This is a genomic window from Dietzia sp. Cai40 (assembly GCF_014145165.1).
Taxonomy (GTDB): Bacteria; Actinomycetota; Actinomycetes; order Mycobacteriales; family Mycobacteriaceae; genus Dietzia; species Dietzia natronolimnaea.
The window spans coordinates 1-17998 of the sequence record NZ_JAALEB010000129.1 but is presented as its reverse complement, the minus strand read 5'-3'; the positions used below and the strand labels follow the sequence as shown (position 1 = coordinate 17998).

12 protein-coding genes, 1 tRNA gene and 1 pseudogene are annotated in these 17998 nt (G+C 71.6%); 3 read left to right on the top strand and 11 right to left on the bottom strand.

Annotated elements, in window-relative coordinates:
* The coding region (locus G6022_RS05945; protein WP_182691165.1) for a Rho termination factor N-terminal domain-containing protein at nucleotides 1–385 on the bottom strand (385 nt) is incomplete at its 3' end.
* A gap of 471 nt (nucleotides 386–856) precedes the next feature.
* On the opposite strand from G6022_RS05945, the gene G6022_RS05940 reads away from it, so the two are divergent.
* Nucleotides 857–2527, top strand: coding sequence for an AMP-binding protein (locus G6022_RS05940; RefSeq protein ID WP_179525560.1), 1671 nt, complete (start codon nucleotides 857–859; stop codon nucleotides 2525–2527).
* Between the two features lie 48 nt (nucleotides 2528–2575).
* Here G6022_RS05940 and thrB read toward each other — a convergent pair whose 3' ends face one another.
* Genes thrB through argS form a run of 5 tightly spaced genes read right to left on the bottom strand, consistent with a single transcriptional unit; the run spans nucleotide 2576 to nucleotide 9030 of the window.
* Complete coding sequence (gene thrB / locus G6022_RS05935) at nucleotides 2576–3538, bottom strand: homoserine kinase (RefSeq protein ID WP_179525561.1); 963 nt, start codon at nucleotides 3536–3538, stop codon at nucleotides 2576–2578.
* Nucleotides 3535–4617 (bottom strand): threonine synthase, encoded by a 1083-nt coding sequence (gene thrC / locus G6022_RS05930; RefSeq protein ID WP_179525562.1) that lies wholly within the window; start codon nucleotides 4615–4617, stop codon nucleotides 3535–3537. The genes thrB and thrC overlap by 4 nt, the downstream gene beginning before the upstream one ends.
* On the bottom strand, nucleotides 4614–5966 hold the full coding sequence (locus G6022_RS05925; protein WP_179525563.1) for a homoserine dehydrogenase: 1353 nt from the start codon (nucleotides 5964–5966) through the stop codon (nucleotides 4614–4616). The genes thrC and G6022_RS05925 overlap by 4 nt, the downstream gene beginning before the upstream one ends.
* Entirely contained in the window at nucleotides 5963–7381 is a 1419-nt protein-coding gene (gene lysA, locus G6022_RS05920) for a diaminopimelate decarboxylase (protein WP_179525564.1), read from the bottom strand. The genes G6022_RS05925 and lysA overlap by 4 nt, the downstream gene beginning before the upstream one ends.
* Nucleotides 7378–9030: an arginine--tRNA ligase gene (gene argS / locus G6022_RS05915; RefSeq protein ID WP_182639369.1), complete on the bottom strand. Its 1653-nt coding sequence runs from the start codon at nucleotides 9028–9030 to the stop codon at nucleotides 7378–7380. Before argS ends, lysA begins: the two co-directional genes overlap by 4 nt.
* Nucleotides 9031–9220: 190 nt before the next feature.
* Here argS and G6022_RS05910 point away from each other — a divergent pair.
* Nucleotides 9221–9296, top strand: a tRNA-Arg gene (locus tag G6022_RS05910).
* Between the two features lie 79 nt (nucleotides 9297–9375).
* Here G6022_RS05910 and G6022_RS05905 read toward each other — a convergent pair.
* The 5 genes from G6022_RS05905 to G6022_RS05885 form a co-directional block, all read right to left on the bottom strand.
* Complete coding sequence (locus tag G6022_RS05905) at nucleotides 9376–9855, bottom strand: MarR family winged helix-turn-helix transcriptional regulator (RefSeq protein WP_241731074.1); 480 nt, start codon at nucleotides 9853–9855, stop codon at nucleotides 9376–9378.
* Between the two features lie 74 nt (nucleotides 9856–9929).
* The gene (locus tag G6022_RS05900; protein WP_182691163.1) at nucleotides 9930–12563 is read right to left on the bottom strand and encodes an AAA family ATPase; all 2634 of its coding nucleotides are present in this window, start codon (nucleotides 12561–12563) and stop codon (nucleotides 9930–9932) included.
* Nucleotides 12560–13747 carry a DNA repair exonuclease gene (locus tag G6022_RS05895; protein WP_179525567.1) on the bottom strand — a complete coding sequence of 396 codons (1188 nt, stop codon included), beginning with the start codon at nucleotides 13745–13747 and terminating at the stop codon, nucleotides 12560–12562. Before G6022_RS05895 ends, G6022_RS05900 begins: the two co-directional genes overlap by 4 nt.
* 59 nt (nucleotides 13748–13806) lie before the next feature.
* Nucleotides 13807–14580, bottom strand: a complete 774-nt coding sequence (locus tag G6022_RS05890; protein WP_259848322.1) for a hypothetical protein — start codon at nucleotides 14578–14580, stop codon at nucleotides 13807–13809.
* Complete coding sequence (locus tag G6022_RS05885) at nucleotides 14577–17495, bottom strand: SNF2-related protein (RefSeq protein WP_182638691.1); 2919 nt, start codon at nucleotides 17493–17495, stop codon at nucleotides 14577–14579. Before G6022_RS05885 ends, G6022_RS05890 begins: the two co-directional genes overlap by 4 nt.
* Before the next feature lie 171 nt (nucleotides 17496–17666).
* Between G6022_RS05885 and G6022_RS05880 the strand changes: the two are divergent.
* Nucleotides 17667–17998, top strand: a pseudogene (locus G6022_RS05880) (deoxyribonuclease); the annotation flags it as partial.

Here is a 17998-nt window from a genome sequence, read left to right as displayed (position 1 = left end):
CGCCGCGCGGGCCGTCCTCGCGACGGTTCCGTTCGCCCTGGTCCTGCCCGTCCCCGCGGCCCCGGCTCTCGGCGGGCGCCTCACCGCCACCCCGAGTCGAACCCTCGTCCGCCTTCCTGGGTTCGCGCGCGGGCTGCTGGCCACTCGGCGGCTTCTGCGCGTCGGACCGGGGGGCACTCTCCGCGGTCGCGGCCGGCGCGGACTGGGCGGGAGCCTGGGACTTCCCGCCGCGGGCGGAGTCGATCATCGCCACCAGATCGCCCTTGCGCTTGCCTGACAGGCCCTTGAGGCCCATCTGCTGCGCCAGGGACTTGAGGTCCGCCAGTCGCATGGCTGCCAGTGCGGCACCCTGCGGAGGCGTGGAGTGGGTTTCCGTCGAGGTCACGGGTGTCCTTTCTGGGCCCGGGCCGAGGCGGTGTCCACCGCTTCGCACCGAGCAACTGTCCGGGACGCGGACGGGCGTCCCGGGTGGCCGCTGAGGCCTTCCGTGGCGGCGAACTGGCCGGACACGGATTCGTCTGAGGGGGATGTACACGAGGTGACGCCCACCGCGCCGACGTCATGTTGACCGTCGACTACGGACGAGACCCACTCACGGGCACGACAATCCCAGTTGACCACTCGCCGTTCGGCCGCTCCCACCGTGACCTACTCACGAGCTGCCGTCCGCCGAGGCGGACGGTGAACTGGAGATGTCTCGGGATGCGGGGACGACCGGGCGTCCGTGGCTTCGGCAAGCATACTACCCGCAGTCGGTCTCCACACGCGTCCCCCTCGCGAGTCCCACGGGCGTGTCCGCATCCCGGTCGACGGGCGGTAACCTACAGCCCACTGCGGCCGCGCGGAAGGAGGTCTGATGTTCGGAACGATGCTCGACACCCCGTTGCTCGTGTCCCGGATCCTCGACCACGCCGCAGAGCGCCACTCCGGCTCCACGGTCACCGGTTTCGTCGGGGACATGGAGCCCCGGACCCTTCGGTTCGACGTGATCGCCGCCAGGGCCGCGGCCCTGGCCCACGCCCTCACCGATCTCGGCGTGGGCGAGGGTGACGTCGTGGCCGTTCTGTCCGGCAGCCGCACCGAGGTCGTCGAGTCGCTGTTCGCGATCCCGTCGATGGGAGCCGTCGCGCTGTCGGTCAACGTCCTTAGGTCCCGGTCCTTCCTCCTCGCGGCGCTCCGCGACAACGACGTCTCCGTCGTGTTGGTGGATCCCGAACTGCTCTCTCTCGCACTCGAGGTGGTCGCCGACCTGGAGCACGTGCGCCACCTCGTCGTCTTCGACGCCCGGGTCGCCGGGGACACCACCGACCTGTCCGGGGACGGTCACGAGGTGGAACTCCACGCCCTGGAGGCCCTCCTCGACGGACGGCCGACCACCTATCAGTGGCCCGAGCTGGACGAACGCGCCGCGGCGGCGCTGGCCTACACCTCCGGCACGACCGGCCTGTCCAAGGCGGTGGCGTTCACCCACCGCTCGATCTGGCTGCACTCGATGCAGATGTGCATGGCCGAGAGCGCGGCGCTCCGCAGCGGGGACACCGTCCTGACGACCGTGCCGATGTACCACGTCCTGTCCTGGGGCCTGCCCTACGCGGCGTTCATGACCGGGGCGAGCATCATCACCGCCCGGCCGCGACCGGGTCAGGCCATGCACTCCGGCCGCGACCTGGCCGATCTGCTCGCCACGTTCAGACCCAACAAGGTCGCGACCACGCCGGCCTCCCTGCAGCGCCTCCTCCGCCGGCTGGAGACCAACCCCCAGCCGCTCGGCCACCTGGGCGAGGTCCTGGTCGGCGGCTCGCCGGTGCCGGAAGCGCTGTTCGACGCGTTCGTCACGCGACACGGGGTCACCATCATGCAGGCCTACGGCCTGACCGAGTCGAGCCCGATCGCCACGTTCGCCCGGGCCGACCCCCATTCGTCCGCGACCCACCGCCGGGCACAGATCCTCGGGCAGGGCAGGTTCCCCGCCGGGGTCGAGGCCCGGATCGTCGAAGCCGGGCGTGTCCTGCCGAACGACGGGTGGTCGGTCGGCGAGCTACAGATCAGAGGACCCTGGGTCACCGCACGCTATCTCGGCGACGACGCGACCGACCGGTTCGTCGACGGTTGGCTGCGCACCGGGGACATGGCGACCATCTCCCCCAGGGGCTACCTCGACGTGGTCGACCGGGTGGACGACATCATCGCCTCGGGGGGCGAGCTGATCTCCTCGGTGGAACTCGAGCACGCCGTCCTGCGGGACGAGCGGGTGGCCGATGCCGCGGTGATCGGCGTACCGGACGAACGCTGGGGCAACCGCCCCATGGTCCTGGTCCACCTCAAACCCGGCGCGTCCGCCACCGCGCGGGCGCTCTGGGAGTCGCTGGAGGGCCATGTGGAACTGTGGAAGCGACCGGACCACTGGGCGTTCGTCGACGACATCCCCCGCACGTCGGTCGGAAAGTACGACAAGCGGGCGATCCGTGCCCTCCACGCCGACGGGGCCTATCAGGTCACGACCATCTCACCGGGCTCCACCACCTGACCGGGGTCACGGCCCGGCCGTGAACCCCCGTCGTGCGAGCGGACGTCCTCACTCCCCGACGAGAACCCGGGCGCCCTCCGCGATCCGGAGATCCAGGACCTGCCATCCCTGCGCCTCGGCGTCCCCGCGCAGGTCCGCGGGCAGCGCGGAGGTCCCCAGCACCAGGACGGTGGGGCCCGCCCCGGAGACCGTCGCGGCGAGTCCACGGTCCCGGAGCCGGCCGACCCACTCGGTGGTGCCGACGAGCGCCGGGGCCCGGTAGGACTGGTGGAGCCTGTCCTCGGTCGCGGCCAGGAGGAACTCCGGGTGCGAGGCCAGGGCCACCGACATCAGTGCGGCCCGACTGGCGTTGAAGGCCGCGTCCTCGTGGGGGACCATCTCCGGGAGCAAGCCCCGGGTCTGCGCCGTCGACGAGGTCTCGGCCGGCACCAGCACGGTGGCGACGATCGTCGGATCGACGTCCATGCGCACCGCGCGGTAGGTCACGGCGGTCGCCGATCGCTCGGTCCACGAGACCACGACCCCGCCGAGCACGCTCGCCGCCGCGTTGTCGGGATGCCCCTCGAACTCGCTCGCGAGCTGTACCAGGTGCTCGTCGGTCAACACGCCGCCCATGAGACCGTTCGCCGCGACCAGTCCCCCCACCGCGGCGGACGCGGAGGACCCGAGACCCCGGGAGTGCGGTATCGCGTTGGTACAGGCGATCCTGACCCCAGGGGCGCCCGTGCCGCCGGCCCGCAGTCCCGCCTCCACCGCCTTCGCGACCAGGTGGGAGGCGTCGGCGGGGACCTGACCGGCCCCCTCGCCCGAGACCTCGAGCTCGAGCCCCGAGCCGATGGTGGTCACCGTGATGGTGTCGTACAGGCCCAGCGCCACGCCCAGGGCGTCGAAACCCGGCCCGAGGTTGGCGCTGGACGCGGGCACCTCGACGGTGACCGAGCGACCGACCGGCAGGATACGTCCCCCGGAGCTGCCGAAGACCTCGGGGCCGGTACCGGTCACGTCGCTCATTCCAACCCGAGAGCGCCGGCGACGGCGGTCGGATCCACCGGGATGGCCTCCACCTCGGGCATGCCCAGGAGGGCGGTGTCCGGGTCCTTGAGCCCGTTGCCGGTGACGGTGCAGACGATCGTCTGACCGGGCTCGAGTTCCCCGTTGGCGTGCGCGTCGAGCAGTCCCGCGACCGACGCCGCGGAGGCCGGCTCCACGTACACGCCGTCCTTGCCCGCAACGGTGCGGTACGCCTCGAGGATCTGCTCGTCCGTGCGCTTGCGGAACGTGCCACCGGACTGGTCACGGGCGGCGACGGCGCCGTCCCAGGACGCCGGCGCGCCGATGCGGATGGCGGTGGCGATGGTCTCCGGGTTCTTGACCGGCGCCCCGTCCACGAGGGGCGCCGCGCCCGCGGCCTGCACGCCCATCATCCGCGGGCGGGTCGAGACGATGCCGTCCGCGTGGTACTCGCTGTAGCCCTTCCAGTACGCGGTGATGTTGCCCGCGTTGCCCACCGGGAGGAAGTGCAGATCGGGTGCGCGTCCGAGCACGTCGACGATCTCGAACGCGGCGGTCTTCTGGCCCTCGATCCGCACCGGGTTGACCGAGTTGACCAGACCGATCTCCGCGTACGTGGCGGTGGTCTTACGGGCCAGCTCCAGGCAGTCGTCGAAGTTGCCGTCCACCTGGATGATCGTCGCCCCGTGCATGACCGCCTGCGCCAGCTTCCCCGCCGCGATCTTGCCCTGCGGGATGAGAACCGCGCAGCCCATCCCGGCGCGGGTCGCATACGCGGCGGCCGAGGCGGAGGTGTTCCCGGTCGAGGCACACAGGACGGCCTTCTGGCCCCTCGCCCTGGCGTCGGTGACGGCCATGGTCATGCCGCGGTCCTTGAACGAGCCCGTCGGGTTAAGGCCCTCCACCTTGAGGTAGACCTCGCACCCCGTGACCCCTGAGAGGTAGGGCGCCGGGAGGAGCGGGGTCCCGCCCTCGAAGAGCGTCACCGGCTCCCAGGCGTCCCCGATCGGGAGCCGGTCGCGGTAGGCCTCGATGAGGCCGGGCCAGCGGTGGTGCACGGGCTGATGGGTGCTGCTCATTCGGTGTCCACTCCCTCGAGTCGGATGACGCTGGTGATGACCGAGACCGCGTCCTGGTCGGAGAGCGCGGCGACCGTGTCGGCGAGCGCGCGCTCCGAGGCGCGGTGGGTCAGGACGGTGAGCTCCGCGGTGGGCTCGGAATCGTCGAGCTCCGACTCCGGGAACTCGACCTCGGTCTGCCGCACCTGGGCGATGGACACCCCGTGGCGGGAGAACTCGGCGGCGACCAGCGCCAGCACCCCGGGCTTGTCGGCCACACGCATCCGCACGTGGTACCGCGTGGAGACCTCGTCCATCGAGGCCACGGGGAGGGCCGCGTAGGTCGACTCGCCGGGTGCGCGACCCGAGTCCACCTTGTTGCGGGCCGCCGCGACCATGTCCCCGAGCACGGCGGAGGCGGTCGGGGAACCTCCCGCACCCTGCCCGTAGAACATGAGACGGCCGGCCGCCTCCGCCTCCACCACGACGGCGTTGAAGGCGCCGTTGACGGTGGCGAGCGGATGGCTGTTGGGCAACAACGCGGGGTACACGCGCGCCGAGACGGCCTCGCTGCCGTCCTCCCGCCGCAGCTTCTCGCAGATCGCGAGCAGCTTGATGGTGCAGTCCATGTCGCGGGCGGAGGCGAAGTCGTCGGGCGAGATCCTGGAGATCCCCTCCCGGTAGACGTCGCCCGCCGTCACCCGGCTGTGGAATGCGATCGAGGCCAGGATCGCGGCCTTGGCCGCCGCGTCGTACCCCTCGACATCCGCCGTGGGATCGGCCTCCGCGTACCCCAGCCGGGAGGCCTCCGCGAGGGTCTCCGCGTAATCGGCGCCCGTGGCCCCCATCGCGGAGAGGATGTAGTTGGTGGTGCCGTTGACGATCCCGAGGACACGCTCGACCTGGTCGCCGGCCATCGAGCGACGCAGCGGTCCGATCACCGGGATCGCGCCGGCCACGGCCGCCTCGAAGTACAGGTCGGTGCGGGTCGAGTCCGCGGCCTCCGCCAGTTCGTCGGTGTACTCGGCCAGCAGCGCCTTGTTCGCGGTGACCACGGCCTTGCCGTGACGGAGCGCCTCGAGGAGGAGGGGACGCGGCACGTCGATGCCGCCCATCAGTTCGACGACGACGTCGACGTCGTCCCGGGAGACGAGCGAGGCCGGGTCCGCGGTCAGGAGCTCCGGGTCCACCCCGCGATCGCGGGTCAGGTCGCGCACGGCGACACCCCGCAGGGCCAACGGGGCCCCGATGCGGGAGGCGAGAGCCTCCGCGTTCTCCGTCATGTAGCGGATGACCTCGGTGCCGACGGTGCCCATTCCGAGCACCGCCACTCCCACGGGTCGCACGCCTGACGCCGTTGCGTCGCTCACTGTCCCACCTCCAAGCTCGTCAGATCGTCCAGGGTTTCACGTCGGAGCACCAGGCGTGCCCGTCCGTCGCGGACCGCGACCACCGCGGGCCGCCCGATCAGGTTGTACCGGCTCGACATCGAGTAGCAGTAGGCCCCGGTCGCCGCGACGGCCACCAGGTCACCCGCACCGACGTCCTCCGGCATCCACAGGTCACGCACCACCACGTCACCGCTCTCGCAGTGCTTGCCCACGAGCCTCGCCACGACGGGTTCCGCCGACGAGGCGCGGCCCACCAGCCGGGCGTCGTACACGGCGTCGTACAACGCCGTCCGGATGTTGTCGCTCATCCCGCCGTCGACACTGATGTAGCGGCGGCTCTCCCCACCCGCGAGCTCGACGTCCTTGACCACGCCCACCTCGTAGAGGGTGACGGTGCCGGGTCCGGCGATCGCCCGTCCGGGTTCGACGACCAGCGTGGGGGGCGCGAGGCCGACGTCCCGTGAGAAGCCGTCGACGATCTCCGTCAGCGCGGCGGCCAGCTGGGCGACCGGGGGCGGGTCGTCGGAGGCGACGTAGCTGATGCCCAGTCCGCCACCCAGGTCCAGGTGATCGAGCTGGGCCGTGCGCTCGACACCGAACTCGTCGACGATGTCGCGCAGGAGGCCGATCACGCGGCGCGCGGCGAGTTCGAAGCCGTCGACGTCGAAGATCTGGGACCCGATGTGGCTGTGCAGGCCGGTGAGCCGGATGTGCGGTGCCTCGAACACCCCGCGGACGGCCGCCATCGCCGCACCGCCAGCGAGGGAGAACCCGAACTTCTGGTCCTCGTGGGCGGTGGCGATGAACTCGTGGGTGTGCGCCTCCACGCCCACCGTCACCCGGATGAAGACGTCCTGGACCACGCCCTCCTCGGCGGCGATGCGGTCGAGCAGGGCGATCTCGGACATCGAGTCGAGGACGACGTGCCCGACCCCGCTGCGCACGGCGAGCCTGAGTTCGTCGGCGGACTTGTTGTTGCCGTGCACGGTGATCCGGTCCGTCGGGAACCCCGCACGAAGGGCCACCGCGAGCTCGCCACCGGAGGCGACGTCCAGGCTCAACCCCTCCTCCGCCACCCAGCGCGCCACCTCGGTACACAGGAACGCCTTGGACGCGTAGTGGACCCGGTCGGCGCCCCCGAAGGCCTCCGCCATCTCGCGGCAGCGCGAGCGGAAGTCATCCTCGTCGATGACGAACAACGGGGTGCCGAACTCGGCCGCCAGCTCATCCGCCGCGACCCCGGCGAACTCCACCACCCCGTCCCCGCGACGACCCGCACCGCGCGGCCAGACCGCCGGATCCAGGGCCATCACCCCGCCCGCGTCGGTGGGACGCTCGCCGATCCCGGGCGCGTGCGGGAACTCGTGCCGGGACCCGGCCGGGTGCGCGCTCACATCTTCTCCGGGGCGGTGACGCCGATCAGCCGCAGTCCGTTCGCCAGCGTCTGTCGGGTCGCCGTGCTGAGCGCGAGCCGGGCGGCGTGGAGCGGCCCCGCCTCCTCGTCACCCATCGGCAGGACGCGACACGTGTCGTAGAAGCGGTGATAGGCGCCCGCGAGTTCCTCGAGATACCTGGCGACCCGGTGCGGTTCGCGCAGTTCGGCCGCGCTCGCCACGACCCGGGGGAACTCACCGATGGTCCGGATGAGCGCGCCCTCCCGGTCCTCGACCAGGAGCGCGAGGTCGGCGGCGTCGGTGGTGACCCCCAGGTCGGCGGCGTTCCGGGCGAGGGAACACAGGCGGGCGTGCGCGTACTGGACGTAGAAGACCGGGTTGTCGTTGGTCGCCGACGTCCACAACTGCAGATCGATGTCCATGGTCTGGTCCACCGATGAGCGGATGAGCGCATACCGAGCGGCGTCCACCCCGATCGCGTCCACCAGGTCGTCGAGCGTGATGACGGTGCCGGCGCGCTTGCTCATCTTGACCGGGACGCCGTCCCGCACGAGGCTGACCATCTGCCCGATGAGGACCTCGATCGCCGCGGGGTCGTCCCCCAGTGCCGCCGCCGCGGCCTTGAGACGGGCGATGTACCCGTGATGGTCGGCACCGAGCATGTAGATGCACAGGTCGAAACCGCGGTCCCGCTTGTCCAGGAAGTAGGCGATGTCACCGGCGATGTAGGCCGCGTTGCCGTCGGACTTGAGGACCACACGGTCCTTGTCGTCCCCGAAGTCCGTGGAGCGCAGCCACCAGGCGCCCTCGGACTCGTACAGGTTGCCGTTGCCCTTGAGCACCTCGATCGCCCGGTCGACGGCGCCGGAGGTGAACATCGAGTTCTCATGGGTGTAGACGTCGAAGACAGTGCCGAACTCCGCGAGCGACGCCTTGATGTGGGTGAACATCAGATCGACGCCCGTGGCGCGGAACGTCTCGAGCCCCTCGGCCTCCGGCAGTTCGAGGACGTCCGGGTGCTCCGCGACGACCCGGGCGGCGATGTCGTCGATATACGCTCCCGCGTACCCGTCCTCCGGAGTCGCCTCGCCGCGGGCCGCGGCGGCCAGCGACCTGCTGAACCGATCGATCTGGGCACCGTGGTCGTTGAAGTAGTACTCCCGGGTCACCTGCGCACCGGATGCCTCGAGCACGCGCCCGAGGGCGTCGCCGACCGCCGCCCAGCGGGTGCCTCCCAGGTGGATGGGGCCGGTCGGGTTGGCGGAGACGAACTCGAGGTTCACCCGACGACCGGCCATCGCGTCCCCGGTGCCGTACGCCTCGCCCTGCTCGATGACGGAGGCCACGAGCGACCCCTGGGCACCGGAGTCGAGGCGGATGTTGAGGAATCCGGGGCCGGCGATGTCCGCCGACGCCACACCGGGATCGGCGGCGAGCGCGGTGGCGATCTCCTGCGCCAGATCCCGCGGAGAGGCTCCGACCTTCTTGGCCAACTGCAACGCGATGTTGGTGGCGTAGTCGCCGTGTTCCGGGTTGCGCGGGCGTTCGACCGTCACCGTGTCCGGCACCACCGAGATGTCGGCTCCACGCTCGGTGAGAACGGTGATGAGAGCGGCGCGGATGACGGCGGCGAGGTCGGCGGGAGTCACGTCTTCCTATCCTAGGTGTCGGCACGTCGGCAGCGGAATCGGACACCGGCGTCCGCCCGCCCTCGCGACGCGGGCGGGCCCGATGCGGTCACGATCCCGCCCCGGTGCTACGATCGGTCTCGCTGTTCAGCAGGGCGGTTCGAAGTAGTCGCCCGGCGATCGGCCTCCGGCCCGGAAAGGCCGGTATCCCGCCCTCGTAGCTCAGGGGATAGAGCGTTGGTTTCCGGTACCAAAGGTCAGGGGTTCGATTCCCTTCGGGGGCACCACGACAGCGGGGCCCGGGCTTCTCAGCCCGGGCCCCGCTGTCATTTCCGTTCGTACTCTCCGGCGCGACCCCGGACCCGATCAGCTCGGCAGGGTGATCCCGTCGACCTCGCCGATGCGGGTGACCACCCGCTCGAAGATCTCGGTCAGTGTGCCGACCTCCTCCGGGGTGAGGACGTCGACCAGAAGCTCGCGGACCTTCTCCACGTGCATGGGGGCCACCCGGGCGATCGCCTCGGCGCCCTCTGCGGTGAGGGTGACGATGGTGCCCCGGCCGTCTTCCGCGCACTCCCCCTTGGCGACGAGTCCCCGGGCCTCCATCCGCCTGACCTGATGCGACACACGGCTGCGGTCCCAGCCGAGAGCCGCCCCCAGATCACGGGCGCGCAGGCCCCGACCGTCCGCCTCGCTCAGGCTGACCAGCACCGAGTAGTCGGACTGGGACATCGACGCGTCGCGCTGGAGCTGGCGTTCGATCGCGAGGTCGAGCAACTGATTGACTTCCCGGTACCGGCGCCACATGCACTGTTCTTCATCGCTCAACCAGCGTGTCTCGCTCATGGGGCTATTACAGCACGGCGACCCGCCGCTGCGTCCTCCAGCCACCGGCCCGCCGCGGACCGGCCGGACCGCCCTCAGTCGCGGGCCGATCCCGACCTGCGCATGACGTGGGTGCGCGCGCTGCCGACACCCGCGAAGCGTGAACGGTCGCAGGTGAGGACGATGACCTGTGACGTGGAGGCCGCGGCGGCGATGACCGCACCCATCGTGAGGCGACGGGAGGGATCGGTGTACCCCATGGTGTCGTCGAGGAACACCGGGACACCGTTGTCCCCCACGAGTCTGGCGCAGGCGATTCTGACGATCACGGCCAGCTGTTCCCTGGCCCCGCCGGACAGGGAGTCGTAGTCGACGGAGACCTCCCCGATCCTCCGGCTGAGAATGGTGAGGTCCTCCCCCAGTCGCACGTCGAACTCGCGCCCGTAGACCAGTCGCCCGAGTTCGACCACCGCCCGGTGGAACGGCTCCTGGTAGGCCCGGAGAGCCTCGGACCGTCGTTGTTCGAGGGTCCGGTAGAGCAGGTCCGCCGCGCGTGCCCGCCGCCACAGGGCGGAGTTCTCCCTCTGCGCGGCCTCGACCTCACGTTCCGCCACCGCGACGTCCCCGAGCCGTCCCTGGTCTCCGATCGCGTTCACCCGACCGAGCGCTGTGGCCACCGCCGACGCGCACTCCCTCTCCTCGGCGACGAGGGCGGCCAGCGAGGCCCGCGCGTTCTCGAGGAGTTCCGGCGGCGCGTCGGCGAGCGTCTCGTCCAGTCGGGCCCGCGCCTGACGCGCGGTCTCCCTTCTGGAGTCCACCTCGAGCGTCGTCCTCTCCACCGCGGCCTCGAGCTCCGCGTCCGGCGTCACGGCCCGTGCGGCGGCGAGCGCGTCCTCGCACCCCTGCAGCCGGTCCGCGGCCTCCGCGGCCAACGCACCCCTGGTGGCGAGGTCGGTTCGCAGAGTCTCGGCCTCGGCCGAGGCGGCCCGATCCTCCGAGCGGCACCTGATCAGGTCCTCCTCCGCCGAGGCCGACTCCGCTGCAGGGTCCGGTGAGTCCCCGTCCCCGGGCCCACCAGGGCCGGCGGGGGCCCCTGCCGATTCCTCGGCGTCCGACCCCACCTCCGCGGCGAGTATCGCGCGTCGTCTCGTCAGATCCTCGGGGGTGTCCCCCCGGAGCAGATCCGTCCTGCGCCGCCGGTGGGCTGCGATCTCGGCTCGGAGCCCCTCCGCCCGCCGTTCCCTCCTCTCGGCCTCGGCGAGCGATCCGCACCCGCTCTCGCGGAGCACCGTCTCGAGTCGGGACCTGGCCGCCGACTCCGCGCGGCGGACGGCCTCGGTGTCGCCGGCGGGGACCACGGTCAGCGACACCGTTCCCACCTCGAACACGGTGTCCTCGACGATCTCGCCCTCCCAGCCCGCGGACGCGTCGATCGTCTCCTCCCCGATTCGGGCCGTTCCCTCGCCGGTCACCGCCACCCTCGGGGCACTGGCCGCACTGCGGACCACGGCTTCGCGCAGGGCCGTGTCCGCGGAGCGGATCCGCTCGACGGTCCCGCCGGGAAGGTCGACATCCGCGAGTTCGGACTCCTTCTCCGCGAGTTCCCTCCCGACCGTCCCGAGGGTCTTGAGAAGGGAATCGAGGTCGGACAGGTCGGCGCGACGCCGCACCCGGTCGCGCGCGTCCCGCTCGGCGTCGACCAGTGCGCGGGCCCTGGTGACCCGCTCCTCGGCCGCTTCCAGGGCGGCCCGCGCCTCGCTCGCCCTGATCTCGGCCGGTTCCACCCTCCGCGTCGCCGCCTCCGTGGCGGATCGCAGGTCGGTCTCCCTGGTCAGTTCCTCCTGACGCCGTGTGATGAGGTCCGTGCGCTCCCGGTGGAGCCGGCTCGCCGCGTCGTGCGCCACCGTGGCGCGGTCGACCTCCGCCTCCGCGGCCCGGAGGAGCTCCCGGAACCGTGCGACGGTTCGTCCGGCCTCCTCGAGGCGCTCCACCTCCACCTCGACGGCGGCCAGCGAGGATCGCCTGGCGGAGTGGGCGGCGGAGTGGTGTGCGTGCTCGGTCACCGCGGCATCGAGTTCGGACAGCCCCGCCCTGGCGTCGTCCAGCGCCGTGCGTGCGTCAGCCAGCCGGGTCTCCGACCGCGCGAGCTCGCCGGTGGGCTCCCCGCGTCGTGCCGTCAGGTAGCGGTGACGTTCCTCCGCGACCCGGGTGACCAGTGTGTCGTCACCCGTGGGAGCGGCCCCGCCGGCCGCGGCGTCCAGGGCTCGCCGCAGCGACTCCATCCCCTTGCCCGCCTCCACCTGACCGATGGGTTCGTCCTGGGCGATACGCAGCGCTCTCCACAGGGACCTGTCCACCCGGCGGTCCAGGAGGTCCCGCACGTAGTCGTGGGCGTCGTCACCCGTCAGCGCCACCTTCGCGGACTCCGGGAACTCGAGCGACGTGCGCTTGCCGCGCACGAACTCCTTGCGGTACCGCATCCGCTCGCGGTCGATCGTGAACTCGGCCTCCACCACCACCGGGACGTCACGCCCCACAGGGCTCGCGGCCTTGATCTCCGCTCGGCCGGAGGAGGCCTTGTGTTCGAGGAGCATCTCCAGTGCATCCATGAGGCTCGTCTTGCCCGATTCGTTGGGGCCCTCGATCACGAAGACCCCGCGGGGGGGCACCTGCACCTCCTCCCGGTCGACGCCTCGGAAGTCCTCGATACACAGCCGGTGCAGGATCACCTCAGGCCTCCGTCCACGAGCCGGTACAGCAGACTGAGCGCATTGCCGGCGTCCTCCGAGTCCGATCCGTTCGACGCCGCCTTCTCCACGAGATCCTGAACCGCGCGCCCGGCATAGCCGTCCACGAGGTCGGTGAAGTCCGAATCCTCCGCGCGGACCACCAGGTGGGTGAGCCGCTCTCGCAGGTATGCGGCCGCGAACAGCTCCGCCCACGTCTCCAGGAGATCGTCGATCCTCGCACGCAGGGCCACCCCGACGGTCCCGGTGAGGCCCAGCTTGAGGACCGTCCTGGGTTTGTCCTCGATCGCCTCGATCCGCTCGGCGAGGGCGTCGAGGTCCGACTCGGTCTCGATCTCCGCGGTGATCGCGAGGAAGGACCACCGTCCGGTCCGGACGGGTGTCACCACACAGTCACCCCGGCCGCCGGTGGGGCTCCGCGTCCCGAGCTCGACGAGCAGAGCCTGACCGGACGCCCTCTCGACGTCGTCGAACGCCGTGGTCTCGGGGCTTCCCGAGAACCAGATCCTGTCGCCGGCACCGACACTGGTGACCGAGTGCCTGTCGCCGAGGGCCACGTAGTCCAGGTGTCCCGACCCGACGGCGCTCTCGAGCTCCGCGACGCGGATCGCCTCGACAGACGGCGAGTCACCGCCGTAGACCTCGTCGGTGCCACCGTGCGCGACGAGGATGCGCAGGGAGTCGGTCGGGCCCAGGTCGGCGAGCAACGCGGGGAGACGGGCGGGATCCGGGCGCTTGGAGGTCCACGGGACCCCCACCACCTCGACCCCGGGGCGTATCTCCACGGGCTCGGAGTCACAGATGACGGTGACGGCCCCGCCGTCCACGGCCGAGGAGAAGTCCCGGCACCTCAGTACCGACGACACGTCAAGCGGATCGTGGTTCCCGGGGAGGATCAGTACAGGTACCGGGAAGGCCGCGAGAACCTCCGCGGCACGGAGCACGACCGATCGGGGAACGGCGTTGTCCTCGAACGCGTCGCCCGCGACCACGACGAACTCGGCGCCGTGCTCGAGGGCGATGTCCCCCAGCGACGCCACCGCGGCGAGCCGGTCCGCCGTGTACACCGCCTGTGACTCGGTCCCGAGGAATCGCCGTGTCATCCCCAGCTGCCAGTCGGCCGAGTGGAGGAATCGGATCGTGTCGCCGTCCCGTCGCCTGTCCATGGCCGCATCGTAGGTGGGGGCTCCGACAGTGCTGCGGCGGGATTCGCCGACCGGGTGGATCACGGGCGCTGATCCCCCGGCCGATACCGGCTGAACGCGTCGAGGAAGTCCTCCAGGTCGGCCACCACCCGCAGTTGTTCGAGTGGATCCCCGGTCGCGGCCGCGGCGAGTCTCCTGGTGACCGGTGCGTCCAGGAGATCCTCCAGACCCGCCGGGGCGGTGGTGGGGACGGCGGGGAGAAGTGGATCCCGGCCCCACAGGCTCTCCTCCACGTCGAAGGCGACCGCGCCGACGTCCCCGTCCGCGGTCCCCCCCAGCACGGCGCCCACCGTCTCGGCCCTCAGTCCCCGGAGTGCGAACATCACCTCCGGGGTGGCGTCCCACCACTCCACGAGCACGTGGGCGGCGGACAGCACGTGTCGACACGGGCCCGGCTGGACCGGGCACCGGCACGAGTACCGGGTGGCGCCGTGGACCGCCGGGAGCAGGAGGAATCCGACCGTGTCGGAGAAATCCCCGGAGAGCGCGCCCAGCACTCCTCCCTCCTCGCGGCGGAGCGCCGTACGGAGCGCGTCGGTGTCCGTGGCGTCGAGCGGGGCGAACTCGAACTCCACGGAGAACGGGTCCGGTTGACTGCCGTCGACGTCGCACCGCACGATCCGGCCGGAGTGCTCCAGGGAGAGCACCCTGCCGTTGCGCGCGTCCTTGCGGCCGAGGAACGCCTCGCCGCGGCTCACGCCGGACTCGAGGTCCGAGGACCACCGCCGACTCCACATGTGCGACCCGAACGGACCCGCCTTGGACCGGGTGGGGATCCCTCCTCTCCCGCTCACGTCTCGTCCGTCCCCTCGTCGGTCAGCGCGACGAGTGAGGCCAGATCGGCGTCTGTCAGTTCGGTGAGCACACCCGCGAGGGGGCCGAGCGTCAGATCCGCCAGCTCGCGCTTGGACTCGAGCAACTCGTCTATCCGGTCCTCCACCGTCCCGGGCGCCACGAGGGTCCGCACCTGGACCACCCGGGTCTGCCCGATCCTGTGGACGCGATCCGTCGCCTGGTTCTCCACCGCGGGATTCCACCACCGGTCCAGATGCACCACGTGATTGGCCTCGGTCAGCGTGAGCCCGGTCCCGCCCGCCCGGAGGGAGGCGAGCATCAGCGGTGGGCCGTCCGCGCTCTGGAACTCCTCGACCATCGAGGCCCGACCACCCGCGGTGACACCGCCGTGGAGGAACGGGACCCCGGTCGCCGCCCGGCGCTCCAACAGCGGGATGATCAGATCTCCGAAGGCACGGTACTGCGTGAACAACAGGACCTTCTCCCCCGCGTCGAGGATCTCGGTGAGGACCTCGTCCAGTGCCGCGAGCTTTCCGGACCGGTGTCGCCCACCCCGCAGCAGCGAGGACCCGTCGCCGAGATAGTGCGCAGGATGGTTGCACACCTGTTTGAGCGCGGTGAGACCGGACAGGATCGCACCCTTGCGGGCCGCACCCTCGGAGTCCCTGACCTGCTCCATCATGTCCTCGACGACCGCCTGGTACAGGGTCGCCTGTTCACGGGTCAGTGGTGAGTCGACCCTGATGTGTTGCTTGGCCGGCAGATCCGCGGCCACGAGCGGGTCCGACTTGAGTCGGCGCAGGACGAACGGGGCCGCCAGGGCACGCAGCCGGGTGGCCGCGGCCTCGTCTCGGTGCGATTCGATGGGGACCGCGAACCGGGCGCGGAAGGTACTGGCCGACCCGAGCAGCCCCGGGTTGGCGAAGTCGAACACCGCCCGTAGTTCGTCCAGCCTGTTCTCCACCGGGGTCCCGGTGAGCGCGATCCGGTGCCGCGCGGGGATCGATCTGATCGCCCGGGACACCGCGGTCGCCGGGTTCTTGACCGTCTGCGCCTCGTCCGCGACCAGACGCCGCCACCTTAACCCGGTGAGCAGGTCGACGTCACGAGCTGCGGTGCCGTATGAGGTCAGGACGAGGTCGGAGTCCGCCATCCTCTCGGCCGCGCCCTCACCTCGGTCCCGACCCTGTCCGTGATGGACGTGGACCCGGAGGTCCGGCGCGAACGTCGACGCCTCCCGGGCCCACGTGGCGACCAGGGTGAGCGGCGCCACCACCAGTGTCGGTCCGGACCTCCCGGCCGCGTGTTCGACCGCGGTGAGCGCGAGCACCTGCATCGTCTTGCCGAGACCCATGTCGTCGGCCAGGACCGCCCCGGTATCGGCCCGGGAGAGCGCCGAGAGCCACCTGACACCGTCCAGTTGGTACGGACGCAGGGTGGCCCGGAACCAGTCCGGGAGCACGACCGGGGACGACGACGAGGGGATCCAGTCGAGGGTGCCCGGCGACCGGACCTCGACTCCCTCCGCCTCCTCGGACATCAACGCCCCGACCAGAGCGGGTGCGGTCGTCCGCTGGCCACGCCTGGCGGCGAGGAAGCGGGCCGCCCGCCGGAGCGCACCCGGGTCCGCCCGGACCCACTGGCCGCGGAGCTTGACCAGGTCCGACGCGGCGTCGAGCAACATCCGGGCCTCGGTGGCGTCCAACGGGTTGTCGTCGACCACCAACTCCCAGTCGACGTCCGCCAGCTGTTCGAGGCCCAACCGGTGCCCCGAGTCCACCGACTCGGTCCCGGGCTCCTTGACGGCCAGCCTGACCGCTGTCCTGATCCTGGTCCAGGCCCTCGGCAGCAGGACCTCGACCCCGCGGCCCCGGAGTGCCTCCACCCCCTCGTCGACCAGGTCGACCACGAGATCGGTCGGCAGGAGCAGGTCGGGAACACCGGCCGCCTGGGTGGCCCGCGTCAGCGGCGGCCACGAACGGACGGCCCGGTCGACCACGTCGCGAACCGGTCCGTCCACGGAGGAGGTGTCGTCGAGGTCGGAGAACGGGCGGAGCGAATCGGCGCCCGTCCGGACCAACACCTGCAGCCGCCAGAGCACACCGGGATCCCGGGACCGCTCCCCCGGCGAGTCGTCAGCCGGGTCGTCGTCCACGGCGTGGCCAGGCGTCGCGGCGCGGTCCACCTCGGCGTCGTCGGAGGGTTCGACCACCCGGAACACCACCTCGACGTCCTTCGCGGCGGCCGCCCGGCCGAACTCCCGGACGGCATCGGCCAGGCCCTGACCGCCCGAGGTCACCTGACCACCGGTGACCAGTGCGTCACCGAGATCACTGTGGCGGTCTGCCGCCAGGGGTGCCAGCGCGGTGCGGGCGTGGTGGTCCGCCAGCTCGGACAGCAGCCGGACCAGCTCCTCGCGGGTGGCGACCAGCCCGTGGCTGCGCTGGAGGCTCTCGGTGGTCCACGCCCCGATCACCGGTGAGGCGACCAGATCCCAGGACGCCTCCCACGCCCCGTCCCTGCGGGTGAGACACGGGACCACGTGGCCCGCGGCCACGAGCGCCGCGACACCCGCGGACAAGGCGGAGAACGCCCGTAGTCCCGACCCGACCCACGTGTCCTCGGCCCCGAGGAGTCGACACAGGTCGATCGCGGCGCCGACGGAGATCCGGATCCCGGGCACCGTCGCCGATCTGTCCCTGCCGTCCACGACGGCACGGATGCCGATCCGGTGGGACAGCCTGTAGCCGGAGAGGAACTCCACCACCGCATCCGGGGCCCCGGCACGGCCCACGGCCGTCACCGCGGCAGCCGGCGCCACCGAGTGCGGGCGACGCAACCCCGTGTCGCACCACAACCCCACGACCCCGGACTGCCACACGGCGTGGAGACGGGGATCGGCGGACTGGGTCACGACGACATGTAAGCACGCCCGTCCGACACGGCACTCCGGTGCGGTGCCGGGCCGGGGCCCCGACGGCCCTTCCACACCCCGGTTACCCACACCCCCGGCTCCTCCACAGGCCCGGGACCGGGACCACCGTCTGACGGCCTCCGGGGGCGTGGGGCCACCCATAATCGCCCCGTGACCGACCACGTGCCCGCCGGACCCCGACCCGGGGCATCCGGGCGGGTCGTCCCCCCGGTCGGCCCCAGGGCACTCGGCCTCACGCTGGCGATCGTGGCGGCGATCTGCGGCGTGATGTGGTGGGGCGACCCGCGGGCCTCGGCCCCCGGCAGCCCCGGACAGGACCTCGTCGAGCCCCTTCTCGAGCGGGTCGACGTGGTCCCCGAGCGGGTCACGGTGCCCGGGTACGAGCGGGCGTGTTCCGGGGCGTCGGCGTGCGTGTTCGGTCCGGCCTGGAGCGACGCGACGGGAGCACCGGGTTCGGGGAACGGCTGCTCGACGCGCCACGA